25 protein-coding genes are annotated in these 26,474 nt (G+C 64.4%); 13 read left to right on the top strand and 12 right to left on the bottom strand.

Going from position 1 to position 26,474, the window contains the following annotated elements; translation table 11 throughout:
* Positions 1-59 precede the first annotated feature (59 nt).
* Positions 60-983: an ornithine carbamoyltransferase gene (argF, locus tag K2O51_RS27160; RefSeq protein ID WP_011298909.1), complete on the top strand. Its 924-nt coding sequence runs from the start codon at positions 60-62 to the stop codon at positions 981-983.
* A gap of 96 nt (positions 984-1,079) precedes the next feature.
* Positions 1,080-1,391, top strand: coding sequence for a pyrimidine/purine nucleoside phosphorylase (gene ppnP, locus K2O51_RS27155; RefSeq protein WP_140951553.1), 312 nt, complete (start codon positions 1,080-1,082; stop codon positions 1,389-1,391).
* 31 nt (positions 1,392-1,422) lie between these two features.
* Here ppnP and murB read toward each other — a convergent pair whose 3' ends face one another.
* Positions 1,423-2,433 carry a UDP-N-acetylmuramate dehydrogenase gene (gene murB / locus K2O51_RS27150; protein ID WP_140951551.1) on the bottom strand — a complete coding sequence of 337 codons (1,011 nt, stop codon included), beginning with the start codon at positions 2,431-2,433 and terminating at the stop codon, positions 1,423-1,425.
* Between the two features lie 137 nt (positions 2,434-2,570).
* Between murB and K2O51_RS27145 the strand changes: the two genes are divergently transcribed.
* Positions 2,571-3,056 carry a YajQ family cyclic di-GMP-binding protein gene (locus K2O51_RS27145; RefSeq protein WP_140951549.1) on the top strand — a complete coding sequence of 162 codons (486 nt, stop codon included), beginning with the start codon at positions 2,571-2,573 and terminating at the stop codon, positions 3,054-3,056.
* A 57-nt stretch (positions 3,057-3,113) separates the two neighbouring features.
* Here K2O51_RS27145 and K2O51_RS27140 read toward each other — a convergent pair whose 3' ends face one another.
* The 3 genes from K2O51_RS27140 to K2O51_RS27130 all read right to left on the bottom strand — a co-directional run bounded on the left by K2O51_RS27140 (position 3,114) and on the right by K2O51_RS27130 (position 4,680).
* Entirely contained in the window at positions 3,114-3,563 is a 450-nt protein-coding gene (locus K2O51_RS27140) for a DUF192 domain-containing protein (protein WP_041679699.1), read from the bottom strand.
* Between the two features lie 158 nt (positions 3,564-3,721).
* A complete protein-coding gene (locus K2O51_RS27135) occupies positions 3,722-3,916 on the bottom strand; it encodes a hypothetical protein (protein ID WP_041679698.1) in 195 nt (64 codons plus the stop codon).
* Between the two features lie 104 nt (positions 3,917-4,020).
* Entirely contained in the window at positions 4,021-4,680 is a 660-nt protein-coding gene (locus K2O51_RS27130) for a pseudouridine synthase (protein WP_220631019.1), read from the bottom strand.
* A 263-nt stretch (positions 4,681-4,943) separates the two neighbouring features.
* On the opposite strand from K2O51_RS27130, the gene icd reads away from it, so the two are divergent.
* Together icd and K2O51_RS27120 are read left to right on the top strand one after the other, a co-directional pair.
* On the top strand, positions 4,944-6,194 hold the full coding sequence (gene icd, locus K2O51_RS27125) for an NADP-dependent isocitrate dehydrogenase (protein WP_140953161.1): 1,251 nt from the start codon (positions 4,944-4,946) through the stop codon (positions 6,192-6,194).
* 137 nt (positions 6,195-6,331) lie between these two features.
* The gene (locus K2O51_RS27120; RefSeq protein ID WP_220631018.1) at positions 6,332-6,793 is read left to right on the top strand and encodes a VOC family protein; all 462 of its coding nucleotides are present in this window, start codon (positions 6,332-6,334) and stop codon (positions 6,791-6,793) included.
* A 232-nt stretch (positions 6,794-7,025) separates the two neighbouring features.
* Here K2O51_RS27120 and K2O51_RS27115 read toward each other — a convergent pair whose 3' ends face one another.
* Positions 7,026-7,235 carry a cold-shock protein gene (locus K2O51_RS27115; RefSeq protein ID WP_011298900.1) on the bottom strand — a complete coding sequence of 70 codons (210 nt, stop codon included), beginning with the start codon at positions 7,233-7,235 and terminating at the stop codon, positions 7,026-7,028.
* A 535-nt stretch (positions 7,236-7,770) separates the two neighbouring features.
* Here K2O51_RS27115 and clpS point away from each other — a divergent pair.
* The 4 genes from clpS (at position 7,771) to K2O51_RS27095 (ending at position 12,380) form a co-directional block, all read left to right on the top strand.
* Positions 7,771-8,097 carry an ATP-dependent Clp protease adapter ClpS gene (clpS, locus tag K2O51_RS27110; protein ID WP_011298899.1) on the top strand — a complete coding sequence of 109 codons (327 nt, stop codon included), beginning with the start codon at positions 7,771-7,773 and terminating at the stop codon, positions 8,095-8,097.
* On the top strand, positions 8,094-10,391 hold the full coding sequence (gene clpA, locus K2O51_RS27105) for an ATP-dependent Clp protease ATP-binding subunit ClpA (RefSeq protein WP_011298898.1): 2,298 nt from the start codon (positions 8,094-8,096) through the stop codon (positions 10,389-10,391). Before clpS ends, clpA begins: the two co-directional genes overlap by 4 nt.
* A 121-nt stretch (positions 10,392-10,512) precedes the next feature.
* The gene (locus tag K2O51_RS27100) at positions 10,513-11,532 is read left to right on the top strand and encodes a tripartite tricarboxylate transporter substrate binding protein (protein WP_220631017.1); all 1,020 of its coding nucleotides are present in this window, start codon (positions 10,513-10,515) and stop codon (positions 11,530-11,532) included.
* Positions 11,532-12,380 carry a VOC family protein gene (locus K2O51_RS27095; RefSeq protein WP_220631016.1) on the top strand — a complete coding sequence of 283 codons (849 nt, stop codon included), beginning with the start codon at positions 11,532-11,534 and terminating at the stop codon, positions 12,378-12,380. Before K2O51_RS27100 ends, K2O51_RS27095 begins: the two co-directional genes overlap by 1 nt.
* Positions 12,381-12,401: 21 nt before the next feature.
* Here K2O51_RS27095 and dut read toward each other — a convergent pair whose 3' ends face one another.
* From dut to K2O51_RS27065, 6 genes are all read right to left on the bottom strand, one after another.
* Positions 12,402-12,902, bottom strand: a complete 501-nt coding sequence (gene dut / locus K2O51_RS27090) for a dUTP diphosphatase (RefSeq protein ID WP_011298895.1) — start codon at positions 12,900-12,902, stop codon at positions 12,402-12,404.
* A 52-nt stretch (positions 12,903-12,954) separates the two neighbouring features.
* Positions 12,955-13,980: an LLM class flavin-dependent oxidoreductase gene (locus tag K2O51_RS27085; protein ID WP_011298894.1), complete on the bottom strand. Its 1,026-nt coding sequence runs from the start codon at positions 13,978-13,980 to the stop codon at positions 12,955-12,957.
* Positions 13,981-13,985: 5 nt separating this feature from the next.
* A complete protein-coding gene (gene coaBC / locus K2O51_RS27080) occupies positions 13,986-15,188 on the bottom strand; it encodes a bifunctional phosphopantothenoylcysteine decarboxylase/phosphopantothenate--cysteine ligase CoaBC (protein WP_140953166.1) in 1,203 nt (400 codons plus the stop codon).
* Positions 15,189-15,254: 66 nt separating this feature from the next.
* The gene (gene lspA, locus K2O51_RS27075) at positions 15,255-15,785 is read right to left on the bottom strand and encodes a signal peptidase II (protein WP_011298892.1); all 531 of its coding nucleotides are present in this window, start codon (positions 15,783-15,785) and stop codon (positions 15,255-15,257) included.
* A complete protein-coding gene (ileS, locus tag K2O51_RS27070) occupies positions 15,785-18,676 on the bottom strand; it encodes an isoleucine--tRNA ligase (RefSeq protein WP_220631015.1) in 2,892 nt (963 codons plus the stop codon). The genes lspA and ileS overlap by 1 nt, the downstream gene beginning before the upstream one ends.
* Positions 18,677-18,809: 133 nt before the next feature.
* A complete protein-coding gene (locus tag K2O51_RS27065; RefSeq protein ID WP_041680042.1) occupies positions 18,810-19,817 on the bottom strand; it encodes a bifunctional riboflavin kinase/FAD synthetase in 1,008 nt (335 codons plus the stop codon).
* 217 nt (positions 19,818-20,034) lie between these two features.
* Between K2O51_RS27065 and K2O51_RS27060 the strand changes: the two genes are divergently transcribed.
* The gene (locus K2O51_RS27060; protein ID WP_041679696.1) at positions 20,035-21,837 is read left to right on the top strand and encodes a hybrid sensor histidine kinase/response regulator; all 1,803 of its coding nucleotides are present in this window, start codon (positions 20,035-20,037) and stop codon (positions 21,835-21,837) included.
* A gap of 27 nt (positions 21,838-21,864) precedes the next feature.
* On the opposite strand, the gene K2O51_RS27055 is transcribed toward K2O51_RS27060, so the two are convergent.
* Entirely contained in the window at positions 21,865-22,524 is a 660-nt protein-coding gene (locus K2O51_RS27055) for a response regulator (protein WP_011298888.1), read from the bottom strand.
* Positions 22,525-22,761: 237 nt separating this feature from the next.
* On the opposite strand from K2O51_RS27055, the gene purN reads away from it, so the two are divergent.
* The 3 genes from purN (at position 22,762) to K2O51_RS27040 (ending at position 26,291) form a co-directional block, all read left to right on the top strand.
* Positions 22,762-23,427, top strand: a complete 666-nt coding sequence (purN, locus tag K2O51_RS27050; protein ID WP_011298887.1) for a phosphoribosylglycinamide formyltransferase — start codon at positions 22,762-22,764, stop codon at positions 23,425-23,427.
* Positions 23,424-24,842: an RsmB/NOP family class I SAM-dependent RNA methyltransferase gene (locus K2O51_RS27045; RefSeq protein WP_041679695.1), complete on the top strand. Its 1,419-nt coding sequence runs from the start codon at positions 23,424-23,426 to the stop codon at positions 24,840-24,842. Before purN ends, K2O51_RS27045 begins: the two co-directional genes overlap by 4 nt.
* A gap of 75 nt (positions 24,843-24,917) precedes the next feature.
* Positions 24,918-26,291, top strand: a complete 1,374-nt coding sequence (locus K2O51_RS27040) for a mechanosensitive ion channel family protein (protein WP_011298885.1) — start codon at positions 24,918-24,920, stop codon at positions 26,289-26,291.
* The last annotated feature ends 183 nt before the right edge of the window (positions 26,292-26,474 follow it).

Below are 26,474 nucleotides of genomic sequence, written 5' to 3'. Positions count from 1 at the left end.
CGCGCTTCTGTCATGCACTTGATGACGGCGTGTCCCCTCCGGGCCGCCTTCTTTGTTTTATGAGCTCAACCCCGATCAAGCATTACCTCCAGTTCAGCGACTTGACTCCCGACGAGTACGAGTACCTGCTGGACCGCGCACGGATCCTCAAGGCCAAGTTCAAGAACTACGAGACATGGCATCCGCTGCACGACCGCACGCTGGCCATGATCTTCGAGAAGAACTCGACGCGTACGCGCCTGTCGTTCGAAGCCGGCATCCACCAGCTCGGCGGCCATGCGGTGTTCCTCAACACGCGCGACTCGCAGCTTGGCCGTGGCGAACCGATCGAGGATGCGGCGCAGGTGATTTCGCGCATGGTCGATATCATCATGATCCGCACGTTCGGGCAGGACATCATCGAACGCTTCGCCGCGCATTCGCGCGTGCCGGTGATCAACGGCCTGACCAACGAATATCACCCGTGCCAGGTGCTGGCCGACGTGTTCACCTATATCGAGCAGCGCGGCAGCATCCGCGGCAAAACGGTGGCGTGGATCGGCGATGCCAACAACATGGCCTATACCTGGATTCAGGCAGCCGAACGGCTGGGCTTCACGTTCCATTTCTCGGCGCCGCCGGGGTACCAGCTCGATCCGGCCCTGGTGCCGGCATCGGCGGCAGGCCAGCTGAAGGTGTTTGAAGATCCGCTCGCTGCTTGCAAGGGCGCGAGCCTGGTGACCACCGATGTGTGGACCAGCATGGGCTTCGAAGCCGAGAACGAGGCGCGCAAGCGCGCGTTCCAGAACTGGATGGTGACCACGGCGATGATGGACCGTGCCGAGCCGGACGCTCTGTTCATGCACTGCCTGCCCGCCCACCGCGGCGAGGAAGTCGAGGCCGCCGTGATCGACGGCCCCAAGAGCGTGGTCTGGGACGAGGCGGAAAACCGCCTGCACGTGCAGAAGGCGCTGATGGAATATCTGCTCTGCGGCCGCTACTGACACTGAGGCGCGCGCCGGCAGGCACAACGGGAGGGGCCGCCATGGCCCCTCTTTTTACGTGACCGCATCCACAAAACTGCAATCAAGGAGATGGAAGTGAGCCAGTTCGATAACGTATCGGTCGTCAAGAAGGCCAACCTGTATTTCGACGGCAAGTGCGTGAGCCACACCGTGCTGTTTGCCGATGGCACGCGCAAGACGCTCGGCGTGATCTTCCCGGCGACGCTGACCTTTAACACCGGCGCTCCGGAAATCATGGAAATCAACGCTGGCGTGTGCCGCGTGCGCCTGGCCGGCTCCGAAGCCTGGCAGACGTATGGCGCCGGCCAGCAGTTCGATGTGCCGGGCAACAGCAGCTTTGACATTGAAGTCCAGGAAACCCTGGACTACGTCTGCCACTTTGGCTGACCAGAACGGCTGATCTCAGCCGCGGAGCCCATTACAGCACGACCGGTTCCGGTTCGATCCGCACGCCGAAGCGGGCCTGCACCGTATCGGCGATACGTCCGGCCAGCGCCAGCAGCGCTGCGCCGGTGCCGCCACCGTGGTGTACCAGCACCAGCGCCTGCTTGCCATAGACGCCCACCGGGCCGTCGTTGAGTCCCTTGAATCCGCAGCGGTCGATCAGCCAGCCCGCGGCGAGCTTGAACGAGCCGTCGGGCTGGGCATAGCTGACCAGATCGGGGTGGCTCGCCAGCAGCACGTCGCGTTGCTCTGCACTGACCAGCGGATTCTTGAAGAAGCTGCCCGCATTGCCGATCTGCGCGGGATCGGGCAGCTTGCGCGAGCGGATGGCGATCACCGCATCGCGGATCGCCACCGCGTCAGGCGCGGCATTGCCTTCCACTTCGCGTGCCAGCTCGCCATAGGCCAGCACCGGCTGCCAGTCGCGCGACAGGCGCAGCGTCACTGCCGTGATGATGTAACGGTCGCGACCAGCCTGCTTGAACAGGCTGTCGCGGTAGCTGAACGCGCACTGTTCCAGGTCGAGGTCCACGAAACGCATCGTCTGGCGGTCGAGCGCCCGCACGCTCGCAAAACGCTCGCGCAGTTCGACGCCATACGCGCCGATGTTCTGGATAGGCGCCGCCCCGACGGTGCCGGGAATCAGGGCAAGGTTTTCGAGGCCAGGGAGGCCCTCCGCGATGGTGCGGCAGACCAGCCCATGCCAGTTTTCGCCAGCGCCCGCCGTGACCAGCCAGGCATCTGGCGCCGTGCCAACGCGAAAGCCCGGAATCTCCATCAGCAGAACCAGCGCGTCGAGATCGCCGGTCAGCACCACATTACTGCCGCCGCCGAGCACCACCAGCGGCAGTCCGACGGCACGCGGGTCATTCAGCGCGGCGAGAAGGTCGGCTTCGCTGCGGATGTGGGATGCATATCGCGCCCGGACGTCGAATCCGAATGTATTGTGGCGGCGCAGGGGATAAAATTCGTGGAAATCTGCCATGCAAGCTAGAGGTGATGCGGCCGCCGCTGGGCGGCCGGGTGCTCCGTGGAGCGCGAGGCAGGCTGGATTATACGGAAGTACCGGCGCGGACCGCCCGGGTTGCGGGCGCCGGACAGGCAAGTGACAAGGAGAATGCAATGCCGTCGTTTGACGTAGTGTGCGAAGCGAACATGGTCGAGGTCAAGAATGCGGTGGAGCAGGCCAACAAGGAGATCTCGACGCGGTTCGATTTCAAGGGTTCGAACGCACGGGTCGAGCAGAAGGAGGGCGAACTGACCGCCTTTGCCGACGATGATTTCAAGCTGGGGCAGGTCAAGGACGTGCTGCTCAACAAGATGGCCAAGCGCAACGTCGACGTGCGGTTCCTCGACTACGGCAAGGTCGAGAAGATCAGCGGCGACAAGGTCAAGCAAGTCATCACGATCAAGAAGGGCGTGACTGGCGACCTGGGCAAGAAGATCGTGCGCATGATCAAGGACAGCAAGATCAAAGTCCAGGGCAGCATCCAGGGCGACGCCGTGCGCGTGTCCGGCACCAAGCGCGATGATCTGCAGAGCGTGATCGCCATGCTGCGCAAGGACGTGTCCGAGGCGCCGCTGGACTTCAACAACTTCCGGGACTGATTGCCCCGTACCTGTAGGGGCGCCGGTGCAATGCCGGCGCCTCGCTGCAGCGTGCGCTCAGCGCGGCTGCGGCAGTCCGCCTATCTTCGCGCCGGCCCGGATGCCCTTCTGCGCGAACCAGCCCTTGTTCATTTCGAGCGCGTAGCGGATCGCTGCCTTCGGGCAGTGGTTGTCTTGCGTCTGCGGTGCCATGTCCTCGATATTGACGATGCTGCCGTCATCGGCCAGGAAGGCGATCGATAGCGGCAGGTCGGTGTTCTTCATCCAGAAGCAGTGTCCGGCCTTCTGCTCGAACACGAACAGCATGCCGGCATTGGCCGGCATCGACTTCCGGTACATCAGCCCCTGTTCACGTGCCGCGGGGGTTGACGCGACCTCTGCCTGGATGGCGTACATGCCGGCTGTGAGTGGCACCACGGGGAGGGCGCTCTGGGCGTGGGCCAGACCGCTGAAGGCAGCGGCCACCAACATGCAGCGGGAAAGCGGGGTCTTGGTCAAGGTTCGCATGGCAATGCGGCGGGAGATTCGAAGGCAGCCGCAAGCATAACGCACGCCGGCGAAGACTGAGCGGCATGGGTATGGCGGTCCGGCAGATACAAAAAAGGCAGGTTGCCGGGCAACCTGCCTTTCACACGGTGCGGCGGATGCCCGCCGCAGCCGCATGCTTACTGCGCAGCCGGCGCCGAAGCAGCAGCCGTCGACTTCTTGGCGTGGTGCTTCTTGTGCGAGGTCTTCTTCTTCTGGGCCTTCGGGGCTTCCTTGGCGGCCGGAGCAGCGTCGGCAGCAGCAGGAGCCGAAGCCTGGGCGAAAGCGCCGGTGGCGAACAGACCAACAACCAGGGCAGCGATCAGTTTTTTCATTGCGATTACCTCGAAGGGTGACTGTAGTCGGAAAGGTCGGCGCGCAATTGGGCGCGTCACCGACAACAACGAGGACACCGCCCGGTGCGTTGACGTGCCGGGTGTTAGTTTTTGTAACGCACTCGACCCTTGATGCCGGTGCCGCGCGTTCCGGCGTTGCCCGACCCGAGGGTTCGCGGCTCCGGGCGCGGTGTGCGAGTCGGTGGCAGGCCCAGCCGGTCCGGCTCCACGATGCACGACTGTCCGGGCTGCAGGCCCAGTTCACGTAGATCCAGCCGCCCGATGGTGGCGCGCAGCAGGCGCAGCGTCGGGAAGCCGACGGCCGCCGTCATGCGGCGAACCTGGCGATTCTTGCCTTCACGGATCTGGAGCTCCAGCCAACTGGTCGGAATCGCGGCGCGAAAGCGCACCGGTGGGTTTCGGGGCCAAAGCCATGACGGCTCCTCGACCGCGCGTACCTTGGCCGGCAAGGTGTGGAAGTCGCCGAGGTCGATGCCCTGTCGCAGGCGCGCCAGCGCGGCCTCGTCGGGAATCCCCTCGACCTGCGCGAAGTAGGTCTTGGCTAGCTTGTGCCGCGGATCGGCAATGCGCGCCTGCAGGCCGCCGTCATCGGTCAGCAGCAGCAGGCCTTCGCTGTCGGCATCAAGCCGGCCTGCCGGGTACACGCCAGGCGTTGCGATCCACTCGGCCAGCGTTGGGCGAGAGGGATGCTCGGAAAACTGGCTCATCGTGCCAAAGGGTTTGTTCAGGGCAATCAACGTCATGGGGCAGCAGTATGCCGCAGACGGGGCCAATCGCCTGCTTTCCTTGACTGGCGCGGCTTGGCGGAATGGCAGATCACGGAAAATTGCTGCATAATATGAAACCAGTCTTGTGTCTTATATAAGACTGAAAGCAAGGCTGGATTGTGCGGCGCAGTGCAGATGAACCGGGGTGCCCGGCTACAATGCCTTCGCTACGCCTCCCATATTTCGCTGCCGGGTCGTGTACCGGGCGGCCGTCTTAACCGTTCCGTACTGGAGACGTCATGTACCAACACATCAAGGTCCCGGCCGGCGAGAAGATCACGGTCAACCAGGATTTCTCGCTGAATGTCCCGGACACTCCGATCATTCCTTATATTGAAGGCGATGGTACGGGCCTCGACATCACGCCTGTGATGATCAAGGTGGTGGATGCCGCGGTGGAAAAGGCCTACGGCGGCAAGCGCAAGATCTCGTGGATGGAAATCTACGCCGGCGAGAAGTCCACCAAGGTCTATGGCCCGGACGTGTGGCTGCCTGACGAAACCCTGGACGTGCTCAAGGAATACGTCGTCTCGATCAAGGGCCCGCTGACCACGCCGGTCGGCGGCGGCATCCGCTCGCTGAACGTGGCGCTGCGCCAGCAGCTCGACCTGTACGTGTGCCTGCGCCCGGTGCGCTACTTCAAGGGCGTGCCTTCGCCGGTGCGCGAGCCGGAAAAGACCGACATGGTCATTTTCCGCGAGAACTCGGAAGACATCTACGCCGGGATCGAATGGGAGGCCGAAAGCCCGCAGGCCCAGAAGCTGATTGCCTTCCTGCAGAACGAAATGGGTGTGAAGAAGATCCGCTTCCCGGAAACGTCGGGCATTGGCGTCAAGCCTGTGTCGAAGCAGGGCACCCAGCGCCTGGTGCGCAAGGCTATCCAGTACGCCATCGATAACGACAAGCCGTCGGTCACGCTGGTGCACAAGGGCAACATCATGAAGTTCACGGAAGGCGGTTTCCGTGACTGGGGCTATGAGCTGGCCCAGAAGGAATTCGGCGCCGAGCTGGTCGATGGAGGCCCGTGGTGCAAGTTCAAGAACCCGAAGACGGGCCGCGACATCGTCATCAAGGACGCCATTGCCGACGCCTTCCTGCAGCAGATCCTGCTGCGCCCGGCTGAGTATTCAGTGATCGCGACGCTGAACCTGAACGGCGACTATATCTCGGACGCACTGGCAGCACAGGTCGGTGGTATCGGCATTGCCCCCGGTGCGAACCTGTCCGACTCCGTGGCCATGTTCGAAGCCACGCACGGCACGGCGCCGAAGTACGCTGGCAAGGACTACGTGAACCCGGGTTCGGAAATCCTGTCGGCAGAAATGATGCTGCGCCACATGGGCTGGACCGAAGCGGCCGACCTGATCATCGCCTCGATGGAAAAGTCGATCCTGTCGAAGAAGGTCACTTATGACTTCGCCCGCCTGCTGGAAGGTGCGACCCAGGTGTCGTGCTCGGGTTTTGGTCAGGTGATGATCGAAAACATGTGATCCCGCCCGGCGCCCATGCGCGGGCGCGGCGCGTCAGAACCCCGGTAAGCGATGAGGCTGCCGGGGTTTTTTTTCTTGTCTGCGCGATGCCGGCTGCCTAGAACGTCAGGGTGTCCGACAGTGTAAGGAGCCAACAAATGGAAGACCCGTTTCGCCGCGCCGCACTCGGCGCGGCAGTGTTCTACAGGGAACCGCTGGGCGCGCTGGACTGGCTGGAGCAGGCGTTCGGCTTCACGCGCACCATGGTCATCACCGACGACCGGGGCAAGCTTGCGCATGCCGAGATGCGTTTCGGGGACAGTTACCTGATGGTGGGTAGCGAATGGGCTGATTTCACGGCGAGCCCCGCCAGCGTGAACGGCAAGAACACGCAGTCGATCCATGTCCACCTTCAGGAAGGGCTGGATGCGCACTGCGAGCGCGCGCGTGCGGCCGGCGCAGTGATCATCTGCGAGCCGGAGGATCAGTTCTACGGCGATCGCGCCTATACCGCCCGCGATCCGGAAGGCCATGTCTGGACTTTCGGCCAGACCGTGCGAAAGGTCAGCCGGGAAGAGGCCGAGCAGGCCAGCGGGCTGAAGATCGAGGGCTGGGCCTGATCTGCGCCCCGTTATCACAGGTACGAGATGCAGAAAAGAAATGCAGAAAGCCCGGCACGAAGCCGGGCTTTCTGTCGGATGCGGTAGCGTGCAGCTGAGTCCGTGCCATGGCACCTCCGCAGCCCTGAGGGCGGCGGCACAACCTGCGCGGATCCCGTTCCGGGGGAGTTCCCCCCGCATCCTTGGTGACCACCCCGGAACTCTGTCGGCCCGGGTGCGGTCGCGGCGCACTTCAGGCCGAGGCGTCCTGGATGTTCGTGGCTTGCTTGCCCTTGGGGCCTTGCACGACCTCGAACGAGACGCGCTGACCTTCCTTGAGCGTCTTGAAGCCCGCCATCTGGATAGCCGAAAAGTGCGCAAACAGTTCTTCTTCGCCTTCGTCCGGCTTGATGAACCCGAAGCCCTTGGCGTCATTGAACCATTTGACGATACCGCTTGCCATATACTCCCCCAACGAAATTGCAGATTTCAAAGCGGGGATGCCTGCGGCCAGCCGGATGACAAGCGCTGCGGCGCCATGGCGGCCGCTTCCTGTCGGATGCGGTCGGCAATGACGCGGCATGATGTCTCGCGCGGCGACGGATCTGGCAGTTGCCTGCCCGAAATGCCGCCACTGGATTCGTGGGCCTCCCTGCTCACGGATCACCCGGCGTGGCCTTTTTGCTTGGCTCGCTGGCCTGTACCGGATGTGCGACCGATTTTTCTGGCAAACCCATCTACTGTCAAGCTGGCGGATTCCCCACTCGCGGCAGGGTGTGGCGGGAATGGGACGGCGGCTGATGGTACCGTGTGGGGGTGCGCACGGTAGTGCGGAGCGCGCCAGCGGTAGCCTGCACATGTGCACCAGCCACGTGCTTTGCAGTGCCTTTGGCGCTTCTTGATCGTCGGGGAAGCAGATGGAAACAGGTGGCACGGCTCTTGAATCCTGCAACTGTTCCCCAAATTGCAGAGTTGCGAGTAAGGGTTAGAATAAAGCCATGGCTACACGGCTGGCGAATGTCCCACAACGCGAAGCAGGCACCATTCTGGAGCGGAAAGAGCAGCAGCTCAAACCTCCCGCTATGTACAAGGTGGTGCTGCTCAATGACGACTACACTCCGATGGAGTTTGTAGTCATGATCCTGCAACAGTATTTCAGCAGGGACCGGGAAACCGCGACGCAGATCATGCTCACGGTGCATCGGGAAGGTAAGGGCGTCTGCGGTATCTACACCAGAGATATCGCCGCGACAAAAGTCGAGCTGGTGTCAACGCACGCGCGGCAGGCGGGGCACCCCTTGCAGTGCGTGATGGAGGAAGCATGATTGCGCAAGAATTGGAAGTGAGCCTGCACATGGCGTTCGTTGAGGCCCGGCAGGCACGCCACGAGTTCATTACCGTGGAGCACCTGCTGCTGGCGTTGCTCGACAATCCCACGGCAGCCGAGGTCTTGCGCGCCTGCGCGGCCAATATCGAGGACTTGCGCACGAGCCTGAAGAATTTTATTGCTGACAACACGCCGGTGGTTCCGGGGACCGACGAAGTCGATACCCAGCCCACGCTCGGTTTCCAGCGCGTGATCCAGCGCGCGATCATGCACGTCCAGTCGACTTCCAACGGCAAGAAGGAAGTGACGGGCGCCAATGTGCTGGTCGCGATCTTCGGCGAGAAGGATTCCCATGCCGTCTACTACCTGCAGCAACAGGGCGTGACGCGCCTGGACGTCGTCAATTTCATCAGCCACGGCATCCGCAAGGATCAGTCCGAACCGGCCAAGCACGGTGACGGCACTGGCGAAGGCGAGGGCGGCGACGGCAAGGAAAGCCCGCTCGAACAGTACACGCAGAACCTGAACGCGCTGGCCAAGGCCGGCAAGATCGATCCGCTGATCGGCCGCGAGAGCGAAGTCGAGCGCGTGGTGCAGGTGCTGTGCCGCCGGCGCAAGAACAACCCTCTGCTGGTCGGCGAGGCTGGCGTCGGCAAGACCGCGATCGCCGAAGGCCTGGCCTGGCGCATCACCAAGAACGAGGTACCCGACATCCTCGAGAAGGCGACCGTCTACTCACTCGATATGGGCGCGTTGCTGGCCGGCACCAAGTACCGTGGTGACTTCGAGCAGCGCCTCAAGGGTGTGCTGAAGTCGCTCAAGGACAATCCGAACGCGATCCTGTTCATCGACGAGATCCACACGCTGATCGGCGCGGGCGCCGCATCGGGCGGCACGCTGGACGCGAGTAACCTGCTCAAGCCGGCGCTGTCGTCGGGCCAGCTCAAGTGCATCGGTGCAACTACCTTCACCGAGTATCGTGGCATCTTCGAAAAGGACGCAGCGCTGTCGCGGCGTTTCCAGAAGATCGACGTGGTTGAACCGTCGGTGGACCAGACCGTGCAGATCCTGCGCGGCCTGAAGTCGCGCTTCGAGGAACACCATGGCGTCAAGTACGCGTCTTCCGCGCTGACCGCGGCGGCCGAACTGTCGGCGCGCTTCATCACCGACCGTCACCTGCCTGACAAGGCGATCGACGTGATCGACGAAGCCGGCGCAGCGCAACGCATCCTGCCGAAGTCGAAGCAGAAGAAGACCATCGGCAAGAGCGAGATCGAGGACATCGTCTCGCGCATCGCCCGCATCCCGCCGCAGAGCGTGAACCAGGACGACCGCAGCAAGCTGCAGACGCTGGAACGCGACCTGAAGTCGGTGGTGTTCGGCCAGGATCCGGCCATCGAGGCGCTGGCGTCGGCGATCAAGATGTCGCGCGCGGGCCTTGGCAAGACCGACAAGCCGATCGGCTCGTTCCTGTTCTCGGGCCCCACCGGCGTGGGCAAGACCGAAGTCGCCAAGCAGCTCGCGTTCATCATGGGCATCGAACTGCTGCGCTTCGACATGTCAGAGTACATGGAGCGCCATGCGGTGAGCCGCCTGATCGGTGCGCCGCCGGGATACGTCGGTTTCGACCAGGGCGGCCTGCTGACCGAGGCCGTCACCAAGAAGCCGCACTGCGTGCTGCTGCTCGATGAAATCGAAAAAGCGCATCCGGATATCTTCAATATCCTGCTGCAGGTGATGGACCATGGATCGCTGACCGATAACAACGGCCGGCGCGCCGACTTCCGCAATGTGATCATCATCATGACCACGAACGCGGGGGCGGAGACCATGAACCGCGCCACCATCGGTTTCACGACGTCGCGCCAGCAGGGCGACGAGATGGCCGACATCAAGCGCATGTTCACGCCGGAGTTCCGCAACCGGCTGGATGCCACCATCAGCTTCCGTTCGCTGGACGAGGAAATCATCCTGCGCGTGGTCGACAAGTTCCTGATGCAGCTCGAAGAGCAGCTGCACGAGAAGAAGGTGGAAGCGAGCTTCACCGAAAAGCTGCGCAAGTTCCTGGCACGCAAGGGCTTCGACCCGCTGATGGGCGCACGCCCGATGCAGCGCCTGATTCAGGACATGATCCGCAAGGCTCTGGCCGACGAACTGCTGTTCGGCAAGCTGGTGTCCGGTGGCAAGGTCGTGGTGGATCTCGACGAGCAGGACCAGATCAAGCTGGACTTCTCCGAGGCCGATCCGGAACCGCCGGAAGCACCGGAAAGCGAGCAGCGCGCAGAGGCCTGAGCGGGCGCGCGAGGACATTGTCTGCAATTGCGGCCATCCTCGGGCAAAATACAGGGGCGGCAGAAATGCCGCCCTTTGTTTTTGTCCAGGCAGCTGCCAGCTGCCCCTTCCTGAAAGCCCGATGTCCCGTCCCGATCGCACGCGGCTGCGCCGCATGCTGCTCAAAGCGCTGCCGCTGGCCGCCACGCCCCTGACCGCGGTGCAAGCCGTTGCTGCCACTGCTGCCAGCGCGCCCGCCGAATTGCCCATGAACGGCCGTCTGATCGCGATGGTCCTGCCGTTCCCGCCCGGTGGCAGCGTCGACATCGTGGCGCGTCAGCTTCAGCCGGGCCTGAAATCCTTGCTGGGCCAGACGGTTGTGGTCGACAACAAGCCAGGCGCGGGCGGCCTGCTCGCCTCGAGTTCGGTGGCCCGGGCCAAGCCGGATGGCAATACGCTGTTGATGGCGTTCGACACCCACGCCATCAACCCGTTTGCCTACAAGCAGCTTCCCTACGACACCTTCCGCGACTTCACGCCGATTTCGCAGCTCGTGCGTTTCCCGCTGGTGATCGCCGCCAATCCGGCCCTGCCCGCGTCGAATGTGCGCGAGCTGATCGCGCTCGCCAAGGCGAAGCACGACGGCGTGCGCTATGCCTCGTCCGGTATCGGCAGCCTGAACCAGCTTGCCGCCGAAGCGCTGGCGACCGAAGCCGGCGTGCACATGCTGCACGTGCCCTACAAGGGCGGTGGGCCGGCCGTGCAGGCGGTGCTATCGAACGAGGTCGATATCTTCTTCAGCAGTTACGCAGCCGTGCAGGCCCATGTGGCGGCCAAAACCATCAAGGTGCTCGGTGTCACTGGCACCAGCCGCCTGAAGCAGTTGCCGCAGGTGCCGACCGTGGCGGAGCAGGGCGTGCGCGGGTTTGAAGCGTACTCATGGATCGGCGTGTTCGGCCCGGCGGGCATGGCGCCCGCCACCGTGAGCCGGATCCATGACGCACTCGTGGAATCACTGCACCAGCCGCGCGTGGTCGATGCACTGGCAGCGCAGGGCTTCGAAATCGTCGGGGGCAGCCCCGCTGAGCTTGGCAACCTCGTGCGGCACGAGCACGACAAGTGGCAGGCCGTGGCACGCAAGGCCAATATCCAGTTCGAGTAATGGCAAACCAGGCAGAAATGTTTGACCACGCCGTCGTGGTCTGTCTCGATCTCGATGCCGGCGCGCAAGCCTGGCGGCGGCTCGGCTTCACGCTGACGCCGCGCGGCTACCACACGCTCGGTTCGCAGAACCACTGCATCATGCTCGCCCGCGACTATGTCGAACTGCTGCACGTCACCGCGCCCAATCCTAGCCGGCAGTATTACTGGGAAGCGCAGCAGCGCGGAGGCGGTTGCGCGGCCATGTCGTGCAAGAGCGCTGATGCGTTCGCAACGGCAGCGCGTCTGCGCGAGGGCGGATGGCACACCTCGGACCCGATCGAGTTCTCGCGTCCCGTGGTGCTCGACGATGGCAGCGAGTACGCGGCCACGTTCCGCGTCACGGCGCTCGACGACGCGCCGGGCGCGCGCTACTTCGTCTGTGAACACCGTACGCCTGAACTACTCTGGCGGCCGGAATGGATTCGACACGCCAATGGTGCACAGGCGATTGCGTCGATGTTTCTGGTGGTTGCGCCGTCGCTGGTGGATGCGGCCGGCCGCGCGTATGCCGAACTGACCGGCGGCGAGATGACCCAGCTAAGCGACCACATCTGCAGCCTGGCGGTCGACGATGCCACGCTGGTCATCAGCACGCCGCAGGCGCTGGCGGCCGCGACCGGCACGTCGCATATCCGGCGCGACGTGCCCGGCTATGCGGCGATCCGCCTGCGCACTACCGCGCTGGCGGAGGCGCGCCAGCTATGGCGCTCCGCAGGGGTTGCCGCGATGGACTTGGGGCCGCATGAAACACTGATTCCGGCGGATGCCGCCGGAGGTGTGGCCCTGCTGTTCGAGCAGCAGGACTGATGCACTGAAGCCAGCCGGCGCTCAGGCGCTGGCCTTGGCGTGGTGCACGCCTGTCGACCCGAAACCGCCGGCGCCGCGCTCGCTGCTCTCCGAGAACTCTTCTACCGTCGTGAACACCGGGCGCAGCACGGGCACAAACATCATCTGCGCGATGCGCTCGCCGGGCTGAATCACGATCGGCTCGGTACCCGGCGCGTTGCGGTTCCACACGCTGACCATGATCTGGCCCTGGTAATCGGCATCGATCACGCCAATCGAATTGCCGAGCACGAGCCCCTTCTTGTGGCCCAGCCCCGAGCGCGGCACGATGGTCGCGGCCATGTACGGGTTGCCCATATGCACGGCGATGCCGGCCGGCACCAGTTGCGCAGCGGTGCCCGCGGCGATGGACACGGGCGCATCGACGCAGGCGTGCAGGTCGATGGCGGCGGCCATGTCGCTCTGGTAGGCGGGCAGGCCCCACTCGTTCAGGCGGGCGTCGAGGACCTTGATTTCAACGGTCGGGTTCAGTTGTTGGCTCATTTCTGGATCGGTTCAGTCAGTCGCAGGCCGGGCAGCTTGCCCGGGCCGGACATCAGTTTTCGGAATTCAGTTCGAACGCTTCGGCGAGCAGTTCGTACGTACGCAGCCGCGCGGCGTAGGTGGCGGTCACGCTGAGCACGACGAGTTCGTCCGCAGCGAATTGCTCGCGCAGCGCAAGCATCCGCTCGGTCACGCGTTCCGGCGTGCCGCAGATCGTGCGCGGACGTTCGCGCTCGATGATCAGCCGGTCGCGTTCGGTTGGCGTGTGGCTTCCGGCCTGTTCCAGAGAGGGAATCGGCGCGTTTACGCCGTAGGCCATCTGCAGGCGGCGCAGGTCGACAGCGCGCTCGAGTTCGGCTGCCTCCGCGTCAGTGTCGGCGCAGATCACGAAGATCGCGGCGGCACTGTAGGGCTTGGCCTCGTAGCCTTCCTGGAAGTCCTCGCGATACTGCCGCGCGACGTGGTGGCCGGTGTGCGCGTTGATGAAGTGCGCAAAGGCAAACCGCAGCCCAAGCTTTGCGGCCAGTGCGCCGCCGTAGTCGCTCGAACCGAGCACCCACAGTTCGGGCCGCGTATCGATGACGGGCTGGAGCAATACGCCTTCAGCGAGATGGCCGGAAGGGACCTCGCCGCTCAGCAGGCATGCAAGGTCACGCACCTGCTCCTCGAACTGCGAGCCGCGATCATACTGGCCCATCGCCACAGCCTGTGCAGTGCGCATATCGCCGCCAGGCGCGCGGCCCACGCCGAGGTCGATACGGTACGGGAACAGTCCTTCGAGCATGCGGAATTGCTCGGCAACCTTGAACGGGCTGTAGTAGGGCAGCATCACGCCACCCGAGCCGAGCCGGATGCGCTGCGTCACGCTGCCGATGCGCGCGAGCATGACTTCGGGCGCCGGATTGCAGACGCCGCGCAGGCCGTGATGCTCGGCGCACCAGTAGCGCGTGTAGCCGAGCGCGTCGGCCATCTGGGCCAGTTCGATGGTGGCAGCAAGCGCGTCACGCGCGGTATGGCCGGCGATCACCGGGCTCTGGTCGAGCACGGACAGGCGCAGCCGGGGTCGGTTCGCAGTCATGCGCGTCAGGGGTGGGCACGGCCCGGCAGGCGCTGACCGATGGCGGCCACAAGCTGCCGCGCCAGCGTCAGCTTGTCGGCGCGCGGCAGTCGCGTCATGCCCGCGGCATCGAACAGCACGATCTCGTTGTCGTCGAGCCCGAAGGTATGGTGGCCGATATTGCCAACCAGCAGCGGCACGCCCTTGCGCTGGCGCTTCTGCTCGCCGTATTGCTCAAGGTTCTCGCTCTCGGCGGCAAAGCCGACGCAGTAGGGCGCATCGGCGCGCGCCGCCACGGTGGCGAGGATATCCGGGTTCTGCACGAACTGCAGCGTCGGGGTGTCGGTATCGTTGACCTTCTTGAGCTTCTGCTGGGCGACCTCGGCGGGGCGCCAGTCGGCCACGGCGGCGACCGCAATGAACACGTCGACGTCGTGCAACTGGGCCAGCACCGAGTCATGCATCTGCTGGGCGCTGCGCACATCGCTGCGCACTACGCCGCGCGGCGTGGGCAGGCCAGTCGGGCCGGAGACCAGCCGCACGTCGGCACCGGCTTCGCGCGCGGCGCGCGCGATCGAAAAGCCCATCTTGCCCGACGACAGGTTGGTGATGCCGCGTACCGGGTCGATCGCTTCGAACGTCGGGCCCGCGGTGATCAGCACGCGCTTGCCTGCCAGCGGCTTGGGCTGGAAGAACGCGATGATGTCGTCGACCAGCTCTTCGGGCTCCAGCATGCGGCCGTCGCCGACTTCGCCGCAGGCCTGATCGCCGCTGCCGGGGCCGAGGATGACGACGCCATCGGCACGGAGTTGCGCCGCATTGCGTTGCGTCGGCGCAGCGGCCCACATCTGGCGGTTCATGGCCGGTGCCACGAGCAGCGGACAGTCGCGCGCAATGCACAGCGTGGTCAGCAAATCGTCGCAGAGCCCGTTGGCCAGCTTGGCGAGGAAGTCCGTCGATGCTGGCGCGATCACGATGGCATCGGCCTCGCGCGAGAGATCGATGTGCGCCATGTTGTTGTCGACGCGCGCATCCCACTGCGACAGGAACACCGGGCGGCCCGACAGGGCCTGCATCGTGACCGGGGTGATGAAATGGGTCGCCGCCTCGGTCATCGCCACTTGAACCGTGGCGCCGGCCTTGGTCAGCAGGCGGACCAGTTCGGCCGACTTGTAGCAGGCGATGCCGCCGGTCAGGCCGAGAACGATGTGCTTGCCGCGCAAATCCATGGAAGGCTCGTCAGAGATTGGGTTTCGGCATGATACCGGCAGCCTGCGCAGGCTGCCGGCGGCGGCTTAGTGCTTGCGCACGCGCCGCAGCTCGTCGACGATCAGCAGCACCGCACCCACGGTAATGGCGCAGTCGGCCACGTTGAACGCCGGCCAGTGGTAGTTGCGCACGTAGAAATCGAGGAAGTCGATCACGTGGCCGTAGACCACGCGGTCGACCACATTGCCCACTGCGCCGCCGAGGATCAGCGACACAGCGAAGCAGAACAGCTTCTGACCCGTATGGCGGTACAGCAGCCAGACGATGAACGCGCCGACCACGAGGCCGAGCCCGGTGAAGAACCAGCGCTGCCAGCCGCCGGCGTCGGCCAGGAAGCTGAACGCTGCGCCCTTGTTGTACACCAGGACCAGGTTGAAAAAGCGCGTCACCGGGCGCGATTCGCCGTACGTGAACGTACGCACGATGACGATCTTGAAGAACTGGTCCAGCACCACCACCAGCAGGGCGAACGCCATCCACAGCAGTGGCGTGGTGTTGCCCGACGCCTTGTTATTGCGCCGCGCGGGGCGGGCGGAACGGGACGTGGTCGATGCCATCAGGCATGGCTCCTGTGTTCACCGGCGCCGAACAGATTGCTGTCGCAGCGGCCGCAGAGGGTCGGATGGTCCGGATTCTGTCCGACGTCGGCGCGGTAGTGCCAGCAGCGCTCGCATTTAGCATGTGTCGATGCCGTCACGGTGACCAGCAGGTCGCCGGCTTCGGGCGCCGGCGTAACCGTTGCCGCAGAAGTCAGCAGCACGAAGCGCAGGTCGTCCTCCAGGCTCTGCAGCGCGGCCAGCACCGGGCCTCCGGCCTGGATGTTGACCTCAGCCTGCAGCGACGAACCGATCGCGCCTTCCACGCGCACCGCCTCGAGCTGCTTCGTGACTTCCGCGCGGACTTCGCGCAGGCTGTGCCATTTCTGCAGCAGGTCGTCGGCCTGGTCCACTTCGGGCAGCGTGTAGTACGTGCTCGTGAAGATGGTGTCGGTGTGACCGGTGCCGTGCGCGAACACCTGCCAGGCTTCCTCGGCCGTGAACGACAGGAACGGCGCCATCCAGTGCAGCATGGCCTGCGTGATGTGATAGAGCGCGTTCTGCGCCGCGCGGCGGGCCTTCGAGTCCGCTGCGGTGGTGTAGAGGCGGTCCTTCAGCACGTCCAGGTAGAAGCCGCCCAGGTCTTCGGAGCAGAACGTCTGCAGCTTGGCGACCACCGGGTGGAACTCGTACGAGTCGTAGTGCGACAGCACTTCCTTCTGCAGGCGCTCGGTCAGCGCCACGGCGTAGCGGTCGATCTCGAGCCATTCCGAAGCCGGCAGCGCATGCTTGCTGTGGTCATAGTCAGACAGATTCGACAGCAGGAAGCGCAGCGTGTTGCGGATGCGGCGATAGCTTTCCACCACGCGCTTCAGGATCTCGTCGGAGATCGACAGCTCGCCCGAGTAGTCGGTCGAGGCCACCCACAGGCGGATGATCTCGGCGCCCATCTTGTTGGCGATGTCCTGCGGCGACACAGTGTTGCCGACCGACTTCGACATCTTGCGGCCTTCGCCGTCCACGGTGAAGCCGTGTGTCAGCAGCGCCTTGTAGGGCGGCTTGCCGTACAGCATCGAGGCCGTCAGCAGCGACGAGTGGAACCAGCCACGGTGCTGGTCCGAGCCTTCCAGGTACAGGTCCGCAAGGCGGCCGTCGGCTTCATCGGCGGACGGATCGTACAGGTCGTCGCGGTGCGAGCCGCGGATCACGGTCCAGTGCGTGGTGCCCGAATCGAACCACACGTCGAGCGTGTCGCGGTTCTTTTCGTACTGGTCGGCCTCGTCGCCGAGCACGTCCTTCGGGTCGAGCGTTTGCCACGCTTCGATACCATGCTGCTCGACGCGCCTGGCGACTTCTTCGAGCAACTCGGCCGTACGCGGATGCAGCGCGCCGGTTTCCTTGTGCACGAAAAAGGCCATCGGCACGCCCCACTGGCGCTGGCGCGACAGCGTCCAGTCCGGGCGGTTGGCGATCATGTTGTGCAGGCGCTGCTTGCCCCACGACGGGTAGAACTCGGTGGCTTCGATGCCGGCCAGCGCGGTTTCGCGCAGCGTCGGCACGGCCTTGCCGTCCTGCTCGACCGGATCCACGTCCATGCCCGCGAACCACTGCGACGTGGCGCGGTAGATGATCGGCGTCTTATGACGCCAGCAGTGCATGTAGCTGTGGGTGTACTTGTGCGAGTTGAACAGATTGCCGGACGCCTTCAGCACCTCGACGATCTTGGGGTTCGCGTCCCAGATCGACAGGCCGCCGAACAGCGGCAGCGTGCCGGCGTACACGCCGTTGCCCATCACGGGGCTGATGATGTCGTGGTCACTCATGCCGTGCGCCTTGCACGACTGGAAGTCTTCCACGCCGTAGGCCGGGGCCGAGTGCACGATGCCCGAGCCGGTGTCGGTGGTCACGTAGTCGCCGAGGTAGATCGGCGACAGGCGGTCATAGCCGGTGTCCATCTTGGCCAGCGGATGGTGGAAACGGATCTCCGACAGCGCGGCGCCCGTGGTGGTCGCCACGACCTTGCCTTCGAGTTCGTAGATCTTGAGCTGTTCCTCGACGCGCTCGGTTGCCAGGATCAGGTAGCCGCGCGGCGTGTCGACCAGCGCGTATTCCACTTCCGGGTGCACATTGAGCGCCTGGTTGCTCGGGATCGTCCACGGCGTGGTGGTCCAGATCACGATCCAGCCGGGCTTGGCGTTGAGCTGCTCGATCGAAAGCTTGAACGCGTGCGCCAGCTTGTCCGTCTCGGCGAACGGGAAGCCCACGTCGATCGACAGGTCGACCTTGTCCTTGTACTCAACCTCTGCCTCGGCCAGCGCCGAGCCGCAGTCAAAGCACCAGTTCACCGGCTTCAGGCCGCGGAACACATAGCCCTTTTCCATGATCTTGCCAAGGGCGCGGAGTTCGTCGGCCTCGTTGCTGTAGTTCATGGTCAGGTACGGGTGGCCCCAGTCGCCGAGCACGCCCAGGCGCTCGAAGTCCACCATCTGGCGCTTGATCTGCTCGGTGGCATAGGCGCGCGCTTTGGCCTGGACTTCCTGCACGGGGAGGCCCTTGCCGAACTGCTTCTCGATCTGGATCTCGATCGGCATGCCGTGGCAGTCCCAGCCCGGCACGTAGACGGCGTCCAGGCCGCTCAGTCCGCGCGCCTTGACGATCATGTCCTTGAGGACCTTGTTGACCGCGTGGCCGATGTGGATGTCGCCGTTGGCGTACGGGGGGCCGTCGTGCAGCACGAACTTCTTCGCACCCTTGCGGGCCGCGCGGATTTTCTTGTAGAGCTGCTTGTCCTGCCACTGCTTGACCCACTGCGGTTCACGCTTGGGCAGGTCGCCGCGCATCGGGAAGGTGGTGTCCAGCAGGTTGACCGGATACTTGCTTTTCTCGGGCTTGGCGCGTTTGTCGTCGGACATGTCGATTCTCGGGGCAATTCGTTTGGCGCGCATCGGGCCGCATATTTGGGCCACGCAGGGCCGGATACGGGCATGCGCGCAGGAAAGTCGGGATGAGGCGGAGCGCGAACCGGCACCGCAGGGTGCCGGGCCGCTAGCTAATTCGGTCGGTGGCCGACGTGGCGAAGTCGCGGCCGCCAGTGCCTTCGGCACGGCCGGTGTGGGCGTCCGGCGCGGTCAGGCCGAAGAAGGCGCGTGCCTCGGCGCTGTCCTTGGCGATGGCCGCAGTCAGGTCTTCCAGGTTGTCGAAACGCGCCTCATCGCGCAGCTTCTTCATGAACTCGACGCGGATCAGCTTCCCGTACAGGTTTTCGTTGATGTCGAACAGGTGAACTTCAAGCAGCACCCGGCCGGCATCCTCGATGGTCGGGCGTACGCCGATGCTGGCCACGCCGGGTACCGGATGATCGGCAATGCCGTGCACCTGCACTACGAAAATGCCATTGACTGCGGGACGCTTGTGCGAGATGCGCAGGTTCAGCGTCGGGAAGCCGAGGTCGCGGCCCAGCTTGCGGCCGTGGATCACGTGCCCGCTGATCGCGTAGCCATGGCCGAGCAGGCGGCGAGCGTGTTCGAGGTCGCCGTCGGCCAGCGCCTGGCGCACAGCCGAGCTTGAGATCCGGATCCCGCCTTCGGACACAGAGCCCATCTGCTCGACGTCGAAGCCAAAGCGGCGGCCGGCGTCCTGCAGGTAAGTGAAATCGCCGGCGCGCTTCGCGCCGAAGCGGAAGTCATCGCCGACCAGCACCCAGCGCGCATGCAGGCCATGCCACAGCACGTTCTCGACGAACGCCTGCGGCGACTGGCCGGCGAAATGGGCGTTGAAATGCTCGACCACGACGCGGTCGACACCGTTGCGGCGCAGGCTTTCGAGCTTGTCGCGCAGCAGGGCGATGCGCGTCGGCGCCTTGTCCGGGGTGAAGAACTCGCGCGGATGCGGCTCAAACGTCATCACGCACAGGGGCAGGCCGCGCGCGTCGGCCGCCGCGCGGGCGCGCGCAAGCAGCGACTGGTGGCCGCGATGCACACCGTCGAAATTGCCGATGGTGAGCGCGCAGGGCGCCCGGCTCTCGGCGTTGGGCAGGCCGCGGAAGACTTTCACGGGGACGGCGGGAAATGTTTCGGGTAAAGCGAGCATTATAAGGCGAATGGTTGCGATTGCCCCTTCCGGGTGCCCGTCCACCGCGTCAAGTCACTGAATTTGTGGCGCAATCGGCCCACCTCCGTGGCGCGATACCGCAAAAGGCGGCATGATATGCGCCACCCAAGAAGGGCGCGAAGCATGTATGCCGGCGCCCGCGCTTCCTTCACACATTCACTTGAACGCGCTGCTCAACCGGCTGTTGCCAAGAATCCTGCCGCCTCCCGGCGCCCAGCTCGATATCGAGACGCGGGCCAAGCTGATGGCCATCGTCCATAAGGCCTCGCCGTCCGCTGCGGTGGCGGCGGTACTGCTGCCGGCGCTAACCATCCTGGCCTTCTGGAACTCGGCCGACCATGCCGCGCTGCTTGGCTGGGGCGCCGTGATGCTGCTGCTGCTCGCTGGCGGCCTGTGGTTCTACCTGGGTTACCAGCGCGACGGTGCTTCCATGAGCCGTTCCGCCCACACGCGCAAGTGGTGGGGCAATATGCGCGCCCTGGCGTTCCTGACCGGGGTGACATGGGGCAGTTCCGCGGTGCTCCACATGTACACGGGCTCGGCGGTGTTCTCGAGCGTGCTTTACCTGTTGAGCCTGGGCGTGCTGGCCGGTGGTGCGGTATCCCAGGCGCCCGTGCCGTCGAACCTCGCCTATGCGGGGATTCCCATCCTGGTGCCGAATCTGCTGATGGCCGAGATTGCGTTCCCCGGCCATGGCATCTACGTGCAGCTGCTGCTCGTCATCTACGCGATGATGCTCGGCCGCCATGCGCTCGGCCTGCAGGGCACGCTGGTCAGGGCGATCCAGCTCGAAGGCGACAGCCGCCGTCTGGCCAAGCAGTTCCAGGAGGAAAAAGAGCGTGCGCTGCACGCGAGCGAGGAAAAATCCCGTTTCCTGGCCGCGGCCAGCCACGACTTGCGCCAGCCCGTGCATGCGCTGGTGATGCTGGTGGAAGCGCTGCGCGCGCGCAACCAGTCCACGGTGCTGCATCCGCTGGTGGAGCAGGTCGCGGCCGGTACGCAGACCATCGACCTGCTGTTCCGCTCGCTGCTCGATCTCTCCAAGCTGGAGGGCCGCAAGGTGCTGCCCACGCTCGAGCCATGCGAGCTTAGCGCGCTGATCCGCGATGTGATGAGTCAGTTCGCCGCCGATGCGCGCGAAAGCGGTCTGACGCTGACGCCACGCGTGCCCGACGAACTCTTTGCGATGGCGGAGCCGGTGCTGCTGCGCCGCGCGCTATTCAACCTCGTGCAGAACGCGCTGCGCTATACCAAGCGCGGCGGCGTGCTGGTCACGGCCCGGCAGCGCCGCAAGCACGTGCGGCTGGAGGTGTGGGACACGGGCGCTGGCATCTTGCCCGACCATTTGCCGGACATCTTTTCGCCGTACTACCAGGTGCATAACCCACAGCGCGATCCGTCGCAGGGTCTCGGGTTGGGGCTGGCCATCTTCAAGGAATGCGTGCGCCTGATGCGCGGCACCTATGGCGTGCGTTCGGTGCCCGGCAAGGGGTCGGTATTCTGGTTCGCGCTGGGCACGGTGCCCGATGAGACCGTTGCCAGCGTGCGCGAAATGCGCGCCATGGCGGCGGCCGAGGAATCGAAGCCGGACAAGCTTCAGGGCACGGTACTCGTCGTCGACGACGATACCCAGATCCGCAAGGCATGGATTGCGCTGATGGAGGCCTGGGGTATCCGCGTTGAGTGTGCAGCGCATGGCGCGGAAGCGGACAAACTGTTTGCCCAGGGATTCCGACCGGACATCATCTTCTGCGACCTGCGGCTGCCAGGCAGCGAAAACGGCCTCGACCTGCTGGAGCGTTGGCAGAACACCCAACCGCAGGCGCGCAGCGCCTTGCTGACCGGAGACCTGAAATCTGCCGCGTTGGCGGCGGCGGAGGAGGCGGGATATTTTGTGCTGCCGAAGCCCGTCGATCCGGCTTCACTGCGCATGCTGCTGCGTCGCTGGTTGCGCCCCGCCTGACGGCGTGTGTCGCACCGGCGTTCCGACTTACTGGCGCAGGCGGAAGCGCTCCATGCGGGACATGACCTGCATGCGCGTACGCACGCCGAGCCGCTGCAGGATGGCGGAAACGTGCTCCTTTACCGTGTTCTCGGTCAGGCCTAGCCGGCGCGCGATCACCTTGTTGGGCAGGCCTTCGAGTACGAGCGCGAGTACGGAGCCCTGGCGCGGCGTCAGGCCAAGCTCGGCCGGCGTGACGGGGATCCCGTGGGCCGGTCCGAACGACTGGGCGCGGCCGCTGAGGGCCTCATCGGTCGGAAACGACGTGTCGCCAGCCAATACCTTCCGTACAGCCGAGGTAAAGGCGTGAGCATCGAGGTGCTTTCCTACGAAGCCGCAGGCCGACAGCGCGCGGGCGCGCCCGACGATTTCAGGCGTGGCCTCAGCTGACATGAAAATGAAGCGGGCGCCCGGAATCACGGTCTTGAACGTCTGCATGGCATCGAAACCCGTGCCATCGTTCAGCCAGATATCGAGCAGGACAATATCAGGACGCAGGCCCTGCTGAAGGCTCGTCAATGCCTCCCTGGCGCTGCCAGCGGCGTGGACTGCAACATCAGGCATCACCTCCGTCAGGAATGCGGTAGTGCCGGACAAGGCCATAGGATGATCATCGACCACCAACAACGTCGGTGCAGCGTTCGACATGCTAATTCCCGTCTAATTTCCCGTTTCGTCCTTGTTGTCACCAGCATGCACAAAATTGGCGCGTGGACGTAGGATCCACTCTATCAGAGCGTGGGAAGCGTCACAATCCATCAAATGGGGGTTTACAGCCCGGGTGTCGCATCCCGGTTGCGCCCCGAATCTCGGATTGTCGTGAATTAAGTGCCTAATGTATTCGCTTTGGCAGAGTTTAGTGCTTGCACTTGGTAGAATTGCGCGATGAAAAAAATCGTAATCCTGATTTCAGGGCGTGGCTCCAATATGGAAGCCATCGTCCGGGCATGCGCGGCCGGGGGTTGGCCGGCGCGCATTGCCGCAGTCATTTCCAACCGGCCGGATGCCGCCGGACTGCAGTTTGCCAAGGACCACGGCATTGCCGCCGGCGTGGTCGATCATCGCCAGCATCCCGACCGCGCCAGCTTCGATGCGGCGCTGGCCGAGGCCATTGATGCCTACGAACCCGATCTGGTCGTGCTGGCCGGCTTTATGCGCATCCTGACGACCGGCTTTGTCGATCGTTATGCCGGCCGACTGCTCAATATCCATCCGTCGCTGCTGCCGTGCTTCCCGGGTCTGAACACCCATAAGCAGGCGCTCGACGCAGGCGTGAAGCTGCACGGTGCGACCGTGCATTTCGTGACCCCGGAACTCGATCACGGCCCGATCGTGATCCAGGCGGGCCTCGATGTATTGCCAAACGATACTCCAGAGAGCCTCGCCGCACGCCTGCTCGACTGCGAGCATGTCATTTATCCCCGCGCCGTCCAGTGGTTCGTCGAAGGACGCCTGCAGGTGCAAAACGGGGTCGTACACGTCAATCCGGCCGAGCCGCAACTGCTTATGGCCATCTCCGCCGGTGTACCGGCGGCAGGAGCAAAGCCATGAGTCGTCATCAGGCCGGGGCGCGCCCGGCGCCCAAGGATTCCCGCCAACCTGCTAAAGCCCGCAAGTCGAGCCCGATCCGCAGGCCGGCAAACGCGCGGTCCGCTCAGGGTCCGGGAGCGGATGGTCAGCCCACGCGCGTGCACGGAGGCCTGCACGCGTCCCATATCCAGCATATCGACCGGCTGCTCGGCAAGGTCATGCTGTTTGCGCGTCCGGCCGACGCCGTGGTGAGCTATTACTTCCGCGAGAACAGCAAGCTTGGCCATCGCGAGCGCGGCATCATTGCCGAGGCGGTCTACGCGGTGCTGCGCCGGCGCGTGGAGTTCGGTCAGTTTGCCGAAAGCGGCACCGGTTCGGCCTCGCGCCGCCTGGCGCTGCTGGGCCTGGCGGCAACACTGGGCCGCGATACGCTTACGCCGTTCCTCTATCCCGACGAGGCCGAGTGGCTGGACCGCCTGACCACGATCGAGCGATCGAGCCTGTCGCCGCGTGTACGGGCGAACCTGCCCGAGTGGCTGTTCGATAACCTCGTGGCGCGCCATGGCGAAGCCTTTACGTCGGCGCTTGGCGACGCCTGGTTGCGCCCGGCGCCGTTGGATCTGCGTGTAAATCTCATCAAGACCACGCGCGAGGCAGCACTCGCCGAGCTCGAGGCGGCAGGTTTGCGTGCCGAGCCCACGCCGATGGCTCCCGCCGGCATCCGCATGCAAGGCAAGCCTGCGCTGAACCAGTTGCCGATGTTCGTGAACGGCCTGGTGGAAGTCCAGGATGAGGGTAGCCAGCTGCTGTGCAGCCTGGTAGGACCGAAGCGCGGCGAGATGGTCGTCGATTTCTGTGCCGGCGCAGGCGGCAAGACCTTGGCGCTTGGCGTGGCCATGCGCTCGACTGGCCGACTCTATGCCTTCGATGTGTCGGAAAAGCGGCTTGCCAACCTGAAGCCGCGGCTTGCGCGCAGCGGTTTGTCGAACGTGCACCCGGTGCTGATCGACTCGGAGCGCGATGCCAAGGTCAAGCGCCTGGCGGGCAAGATCGACCGCGTGCTGGTAGACGCGCCGTGCAGCGGGCTCGGGACGCTGCGGCGCAATCCCGACCTGAAGTGGCGCCAGAACCCCGAATCGGTGCTTGAGCTGACCGCCAAGCAGAGCGCGATCCTCGAGGCTGCGGCACGGCTCGTCAAAGGTGGGGGGCGAGTGGTGTATGCCACTTGCAGTGTGCTTGAGGCGGAGAATGAGGCGATCGTTCGAGACTTCCTCGCCAAACACCCGACTTTCCGGCTGGTCCCGGCGACGGAAGTGCTGGCCGAGCAAAAGATCGAAGTGCCCGCGTTGCAGACAGAAGGCGACATGTTCGCGCTGTATCCCCATCTGCATCAGACCGACGGCTTCTTCGCCGCCGTGCTGGAGCGTACGCAGTAATCTCCCCATCCCACCGGCACTCGCGCGGTTCGCGCGGCTGCCGGTGCGGCGACAGGGTATCCAGGCAGAATTCCCATGAACGGAAACCCATTAACGGACCTGACGGCTTCGCACGCGACGTTCGGCAGAATGCTCGACGACTTGATGCGGGACGCAGGCGGGCCCGGCTTCATCTGGCAACTTGTCGTGCTGGCCGGCTGCCTGCTGGCCGCCTGGCCGCTCGCGCGTTTTGTCGACAAGCGGCTCGAGAAACACTACGCCGCCTCCAGCTTCTCGCTGCGCTTCGCCGCGGCCAGCCTTGAGCGGGCGATGTTCCCGCTGTTCGGCTGGCTGCTGGTCATGACGGCCCGCTTCGTGCTGGAGCCTGTCATGGCGATCAGCGTGCTGCGGCTCGCGCTCGTGCCGTTATTTGGCATCACGTCGCTGTACTTCACCTTCTACATCCTGCGCCGGGTGCTCTCGGGCAGCGGCCAGTTGCACGGCATGCTGCTCCTTGTCGAGAAGGTGCTGACTACGCTGGTGTGGGTGGCCATGGCGCTGTATGTGCTGGGGGTGTTGCCGGAGGTGACCAAGTGGATGGAGGCCATGCGCTTCTCGCTCGGCAAGCAGAAGGTGAGCCTTGCAGACATTCTGATGGCCGTGGTGTGGATCCTGCTGACCGTGCTGGTCGCGATGTGGTTCGGATCTTGGCTGGAAGAGCGCCTGATGCGCTCGGCCAGCCTCGACGTGAACCTGAAGGTGGTGCTGACACGCATTTCCAAGGCGCTGCTGCTGCTGGTGTCACTGCTGCTGAGCCTGTCCCTGGTCGGTATCGACCTGACGGTGTTGTCGGTGTTTGGCGGCGCGCTGGGTGTTGGCCTTGGTCTTGGCTTGCAGAAAATCGCCAGTAACTATATTTCGGGCTTCATCATCCTGCTCGATCGTTCCGTGAAACTTGGCGATCAGATCACGGTGGACAAGTGCACGGGCATCGTCTCGCAGATCCGCACCCGCTACACGGTCGTCCGCAATGGCGATGGCGAGACGCTGGTGCCGAACGAGCAGCTGGTGGCCCAATCAGTGCAAAACCACTCGTTTTCGAACACCAATGTCCGCGTGGCAACACGCGTGCAGGCTGATTACGGCGCCGATCCTGAGACTGTGATCATGCTGCTGACGGAATGTGTCCGCGAACTGCCTCGAGTGCTGCAGGATCCGGCACCGGCGGCGTTCTTGGTTCTGTTTGCTGACAGCGGCATCGAATATGAAGTCGCGGTTTATATCGCCGATCCGCAGAACGGCAAGCTTGGCGTGCAATCCGCCATGAACCGCGCGATCTGGCGGACGCTGCGCGAGCACGGCATCTCCATTCCTTATCCCCAGCGCGAGGTCCGTGTGTTGACCAATGGTCACTTTCAGTCGTTGAGTGACGCCTCCGCGCAAGCCGTAGAAGTGGCGAATCAGGCATGACTGTATAAGGAAACAGGCGGGCGCTTCACAAGGGAACAAAAATGAAGCGTGCCCGTCAAACTCGGGGAAAAAGCGTATGACTCAGACCTGCATGATCCGGTAGAATGCCGGGTTGTCGCGGGTTTACCATCCCGCCCCCACACCAGACAGCCGCCAGATTGCAGCGGCTCGTGCCTGTCCCGC

Source organism: Cupriavidus pinatubonensis, assembly GCF_019602855.1.
GTDB classification, from domain to species: domain Bacteria; phylum Pseudomonadota; class Gammaproteobacteria; order Burkholderiales; family Burkholderiaceae; genus Cupriavidus; species Cupriavidus pinatubonensis.
Note: the sequence above shows the minus strand (reverse complement) of the source record. Positions and strands in the feature narration are given on the sequence as shown.

Coding starts and splice junctions, on each gene's coding strand:
- argF (WP_011298909.1), top strand. CDS start 60: ATGAGCTCAACCCCGATCAAGCATTACCTCCAGTTCAGCGACTTGACT.
- murB (WP_140951551.1), bottom strand. CDS start 2,433: ATGGCAGATTTCCACGAATTTTATCCCCTGCGCCGCCACAATACATTC.
- K2O51_RS27145 (WP_140951549.1), top strand. CDS start 2,571: ATGCCGTCGTTTGACGTAGTGTGCGAAGCGAACATGGTCGAGGTCAAG.
- K2O51_RS27140 (WP_041679699.1), bottom strand. CDS start 3,563: ATGCGAACCTTGACCAAGACCCCGCTTTCCCGCTGCATGTTGGTGGCC.
- K2O51_RS27135 (WP_041679698.1), bottom strand. CDS start 3,916: ATGAAAAAACTGATCGCTGCCCTGGTTGTTGGTCTGTTCGCCACCGGC.
- K2O51_RS27130 (WP_220631019.1), bottom strand. CDS start 4,680: ATGACGTTGATTGCCCTGAACAAACCCTTTGGCACGATGAGCCAGTTT.
- icd (WP_140953161.1), top strand. CDS start 4,944: ATGTACCAACACATCAAGGTCCCGGCCGGCGAGAAGATCACGGTCAAC.
- K2O51_RS27120 (WP_220631018.1), top strand. CDS start 6,332: ATGGAAGACCCGTTTCGCCGCGCCGCACTCGGCGCGGCAGTGTTCTAC.
- K2O51_RS27115 (WP_011298900.1), bottom strand. CDS start 7,235: ATGGCAAGCGGTATCGTCAAATGGTTCAATGACGCCAAGGGCTTCGGG.
- clpS (WP_011298899.1), top strand. CDS start 7,771: ATGGCTACACGGCTGGCGAATGTCCCACAACGCGAAGCAGGCACCATT.
- clpA (WP_011298898.1), top strand. CDS start 8,094: ATGATTGCGCAAGAATTGGAAGTGAGCCTGCACATGGCGTTCGTTGAG.
- K2O51_RS27100 (WP_220631017.1), top strand. CDS start 10,513: ATGTCCCGTCCCGATCGCACGCGGCTGCGCCGCATGCTGCTCAAAGCG.
- K2O51_RS27095 (WP_220631016.1), top strand. CDS start 11,532: ATGGCAAACCAGGCAGAAATGTTTGACCACGCCGTCGTGGTCTGTCTC.
- dut (WP_011298895.1), bottom strand. CDS start 12,902: ATGAGCCAACAACTGAACCCGACCGTTGAAATCAAGGTCCTCGACGCC.
- K2O51_RS27085 (WP_011298894.1), bottom strand. CDS start 13,980: ATGACTGCGAACCGACCCCGGCTGCGCCTGTCCGTGCTCGACCAGAGC.
- coaBC (WP_140953166.1), bottom strand. CDS start 15,188: ATGGATTTGCGCGGCAAGCACATCGTTCTCGGCCTGACCGGCGGCATC.
- lspA (WP_011298892.1), bottom strand. CDS start 15,785: ATGGCATCGACCACGTCCCGTTCCGCCCGCCCCGCGCGGCGCAATAAC.
- ileS (WP_220631015.1), bottom strand. CDS start 18,676: ATGTCCGACGACAAACGCGCCAAGCCCGAGAAAAGCAAGTATCCGGTC.
- K2O51_RS27055 (WP_011298888.1), bottom strand. CDS start 22,524: ATGTCGAACGCTGCACCGACGTTGTTGGTGGTCGATGATCATCCTATG.
- purN (WP_011298887.1), top strand. CDS start 22,762: ATGAAAAAAATCGTAATCCTGATTTCAGGGCGTGGCTCCAATATGGAA.
- K2O51_RS27045 (WP_041679695.1), top strand. CDS start 23,424: ATGAGTCGTCATCAGGCCGGGGCGCGCCCGGCGCCCAAGGATTCCCGC.
- K2O51_RS27040 (WP_011298885.1), top strand. CDS start 24,918: ATGAACGGAAACCCATTAACGGACCTGACGGCTTCGCACGCGACGTTC.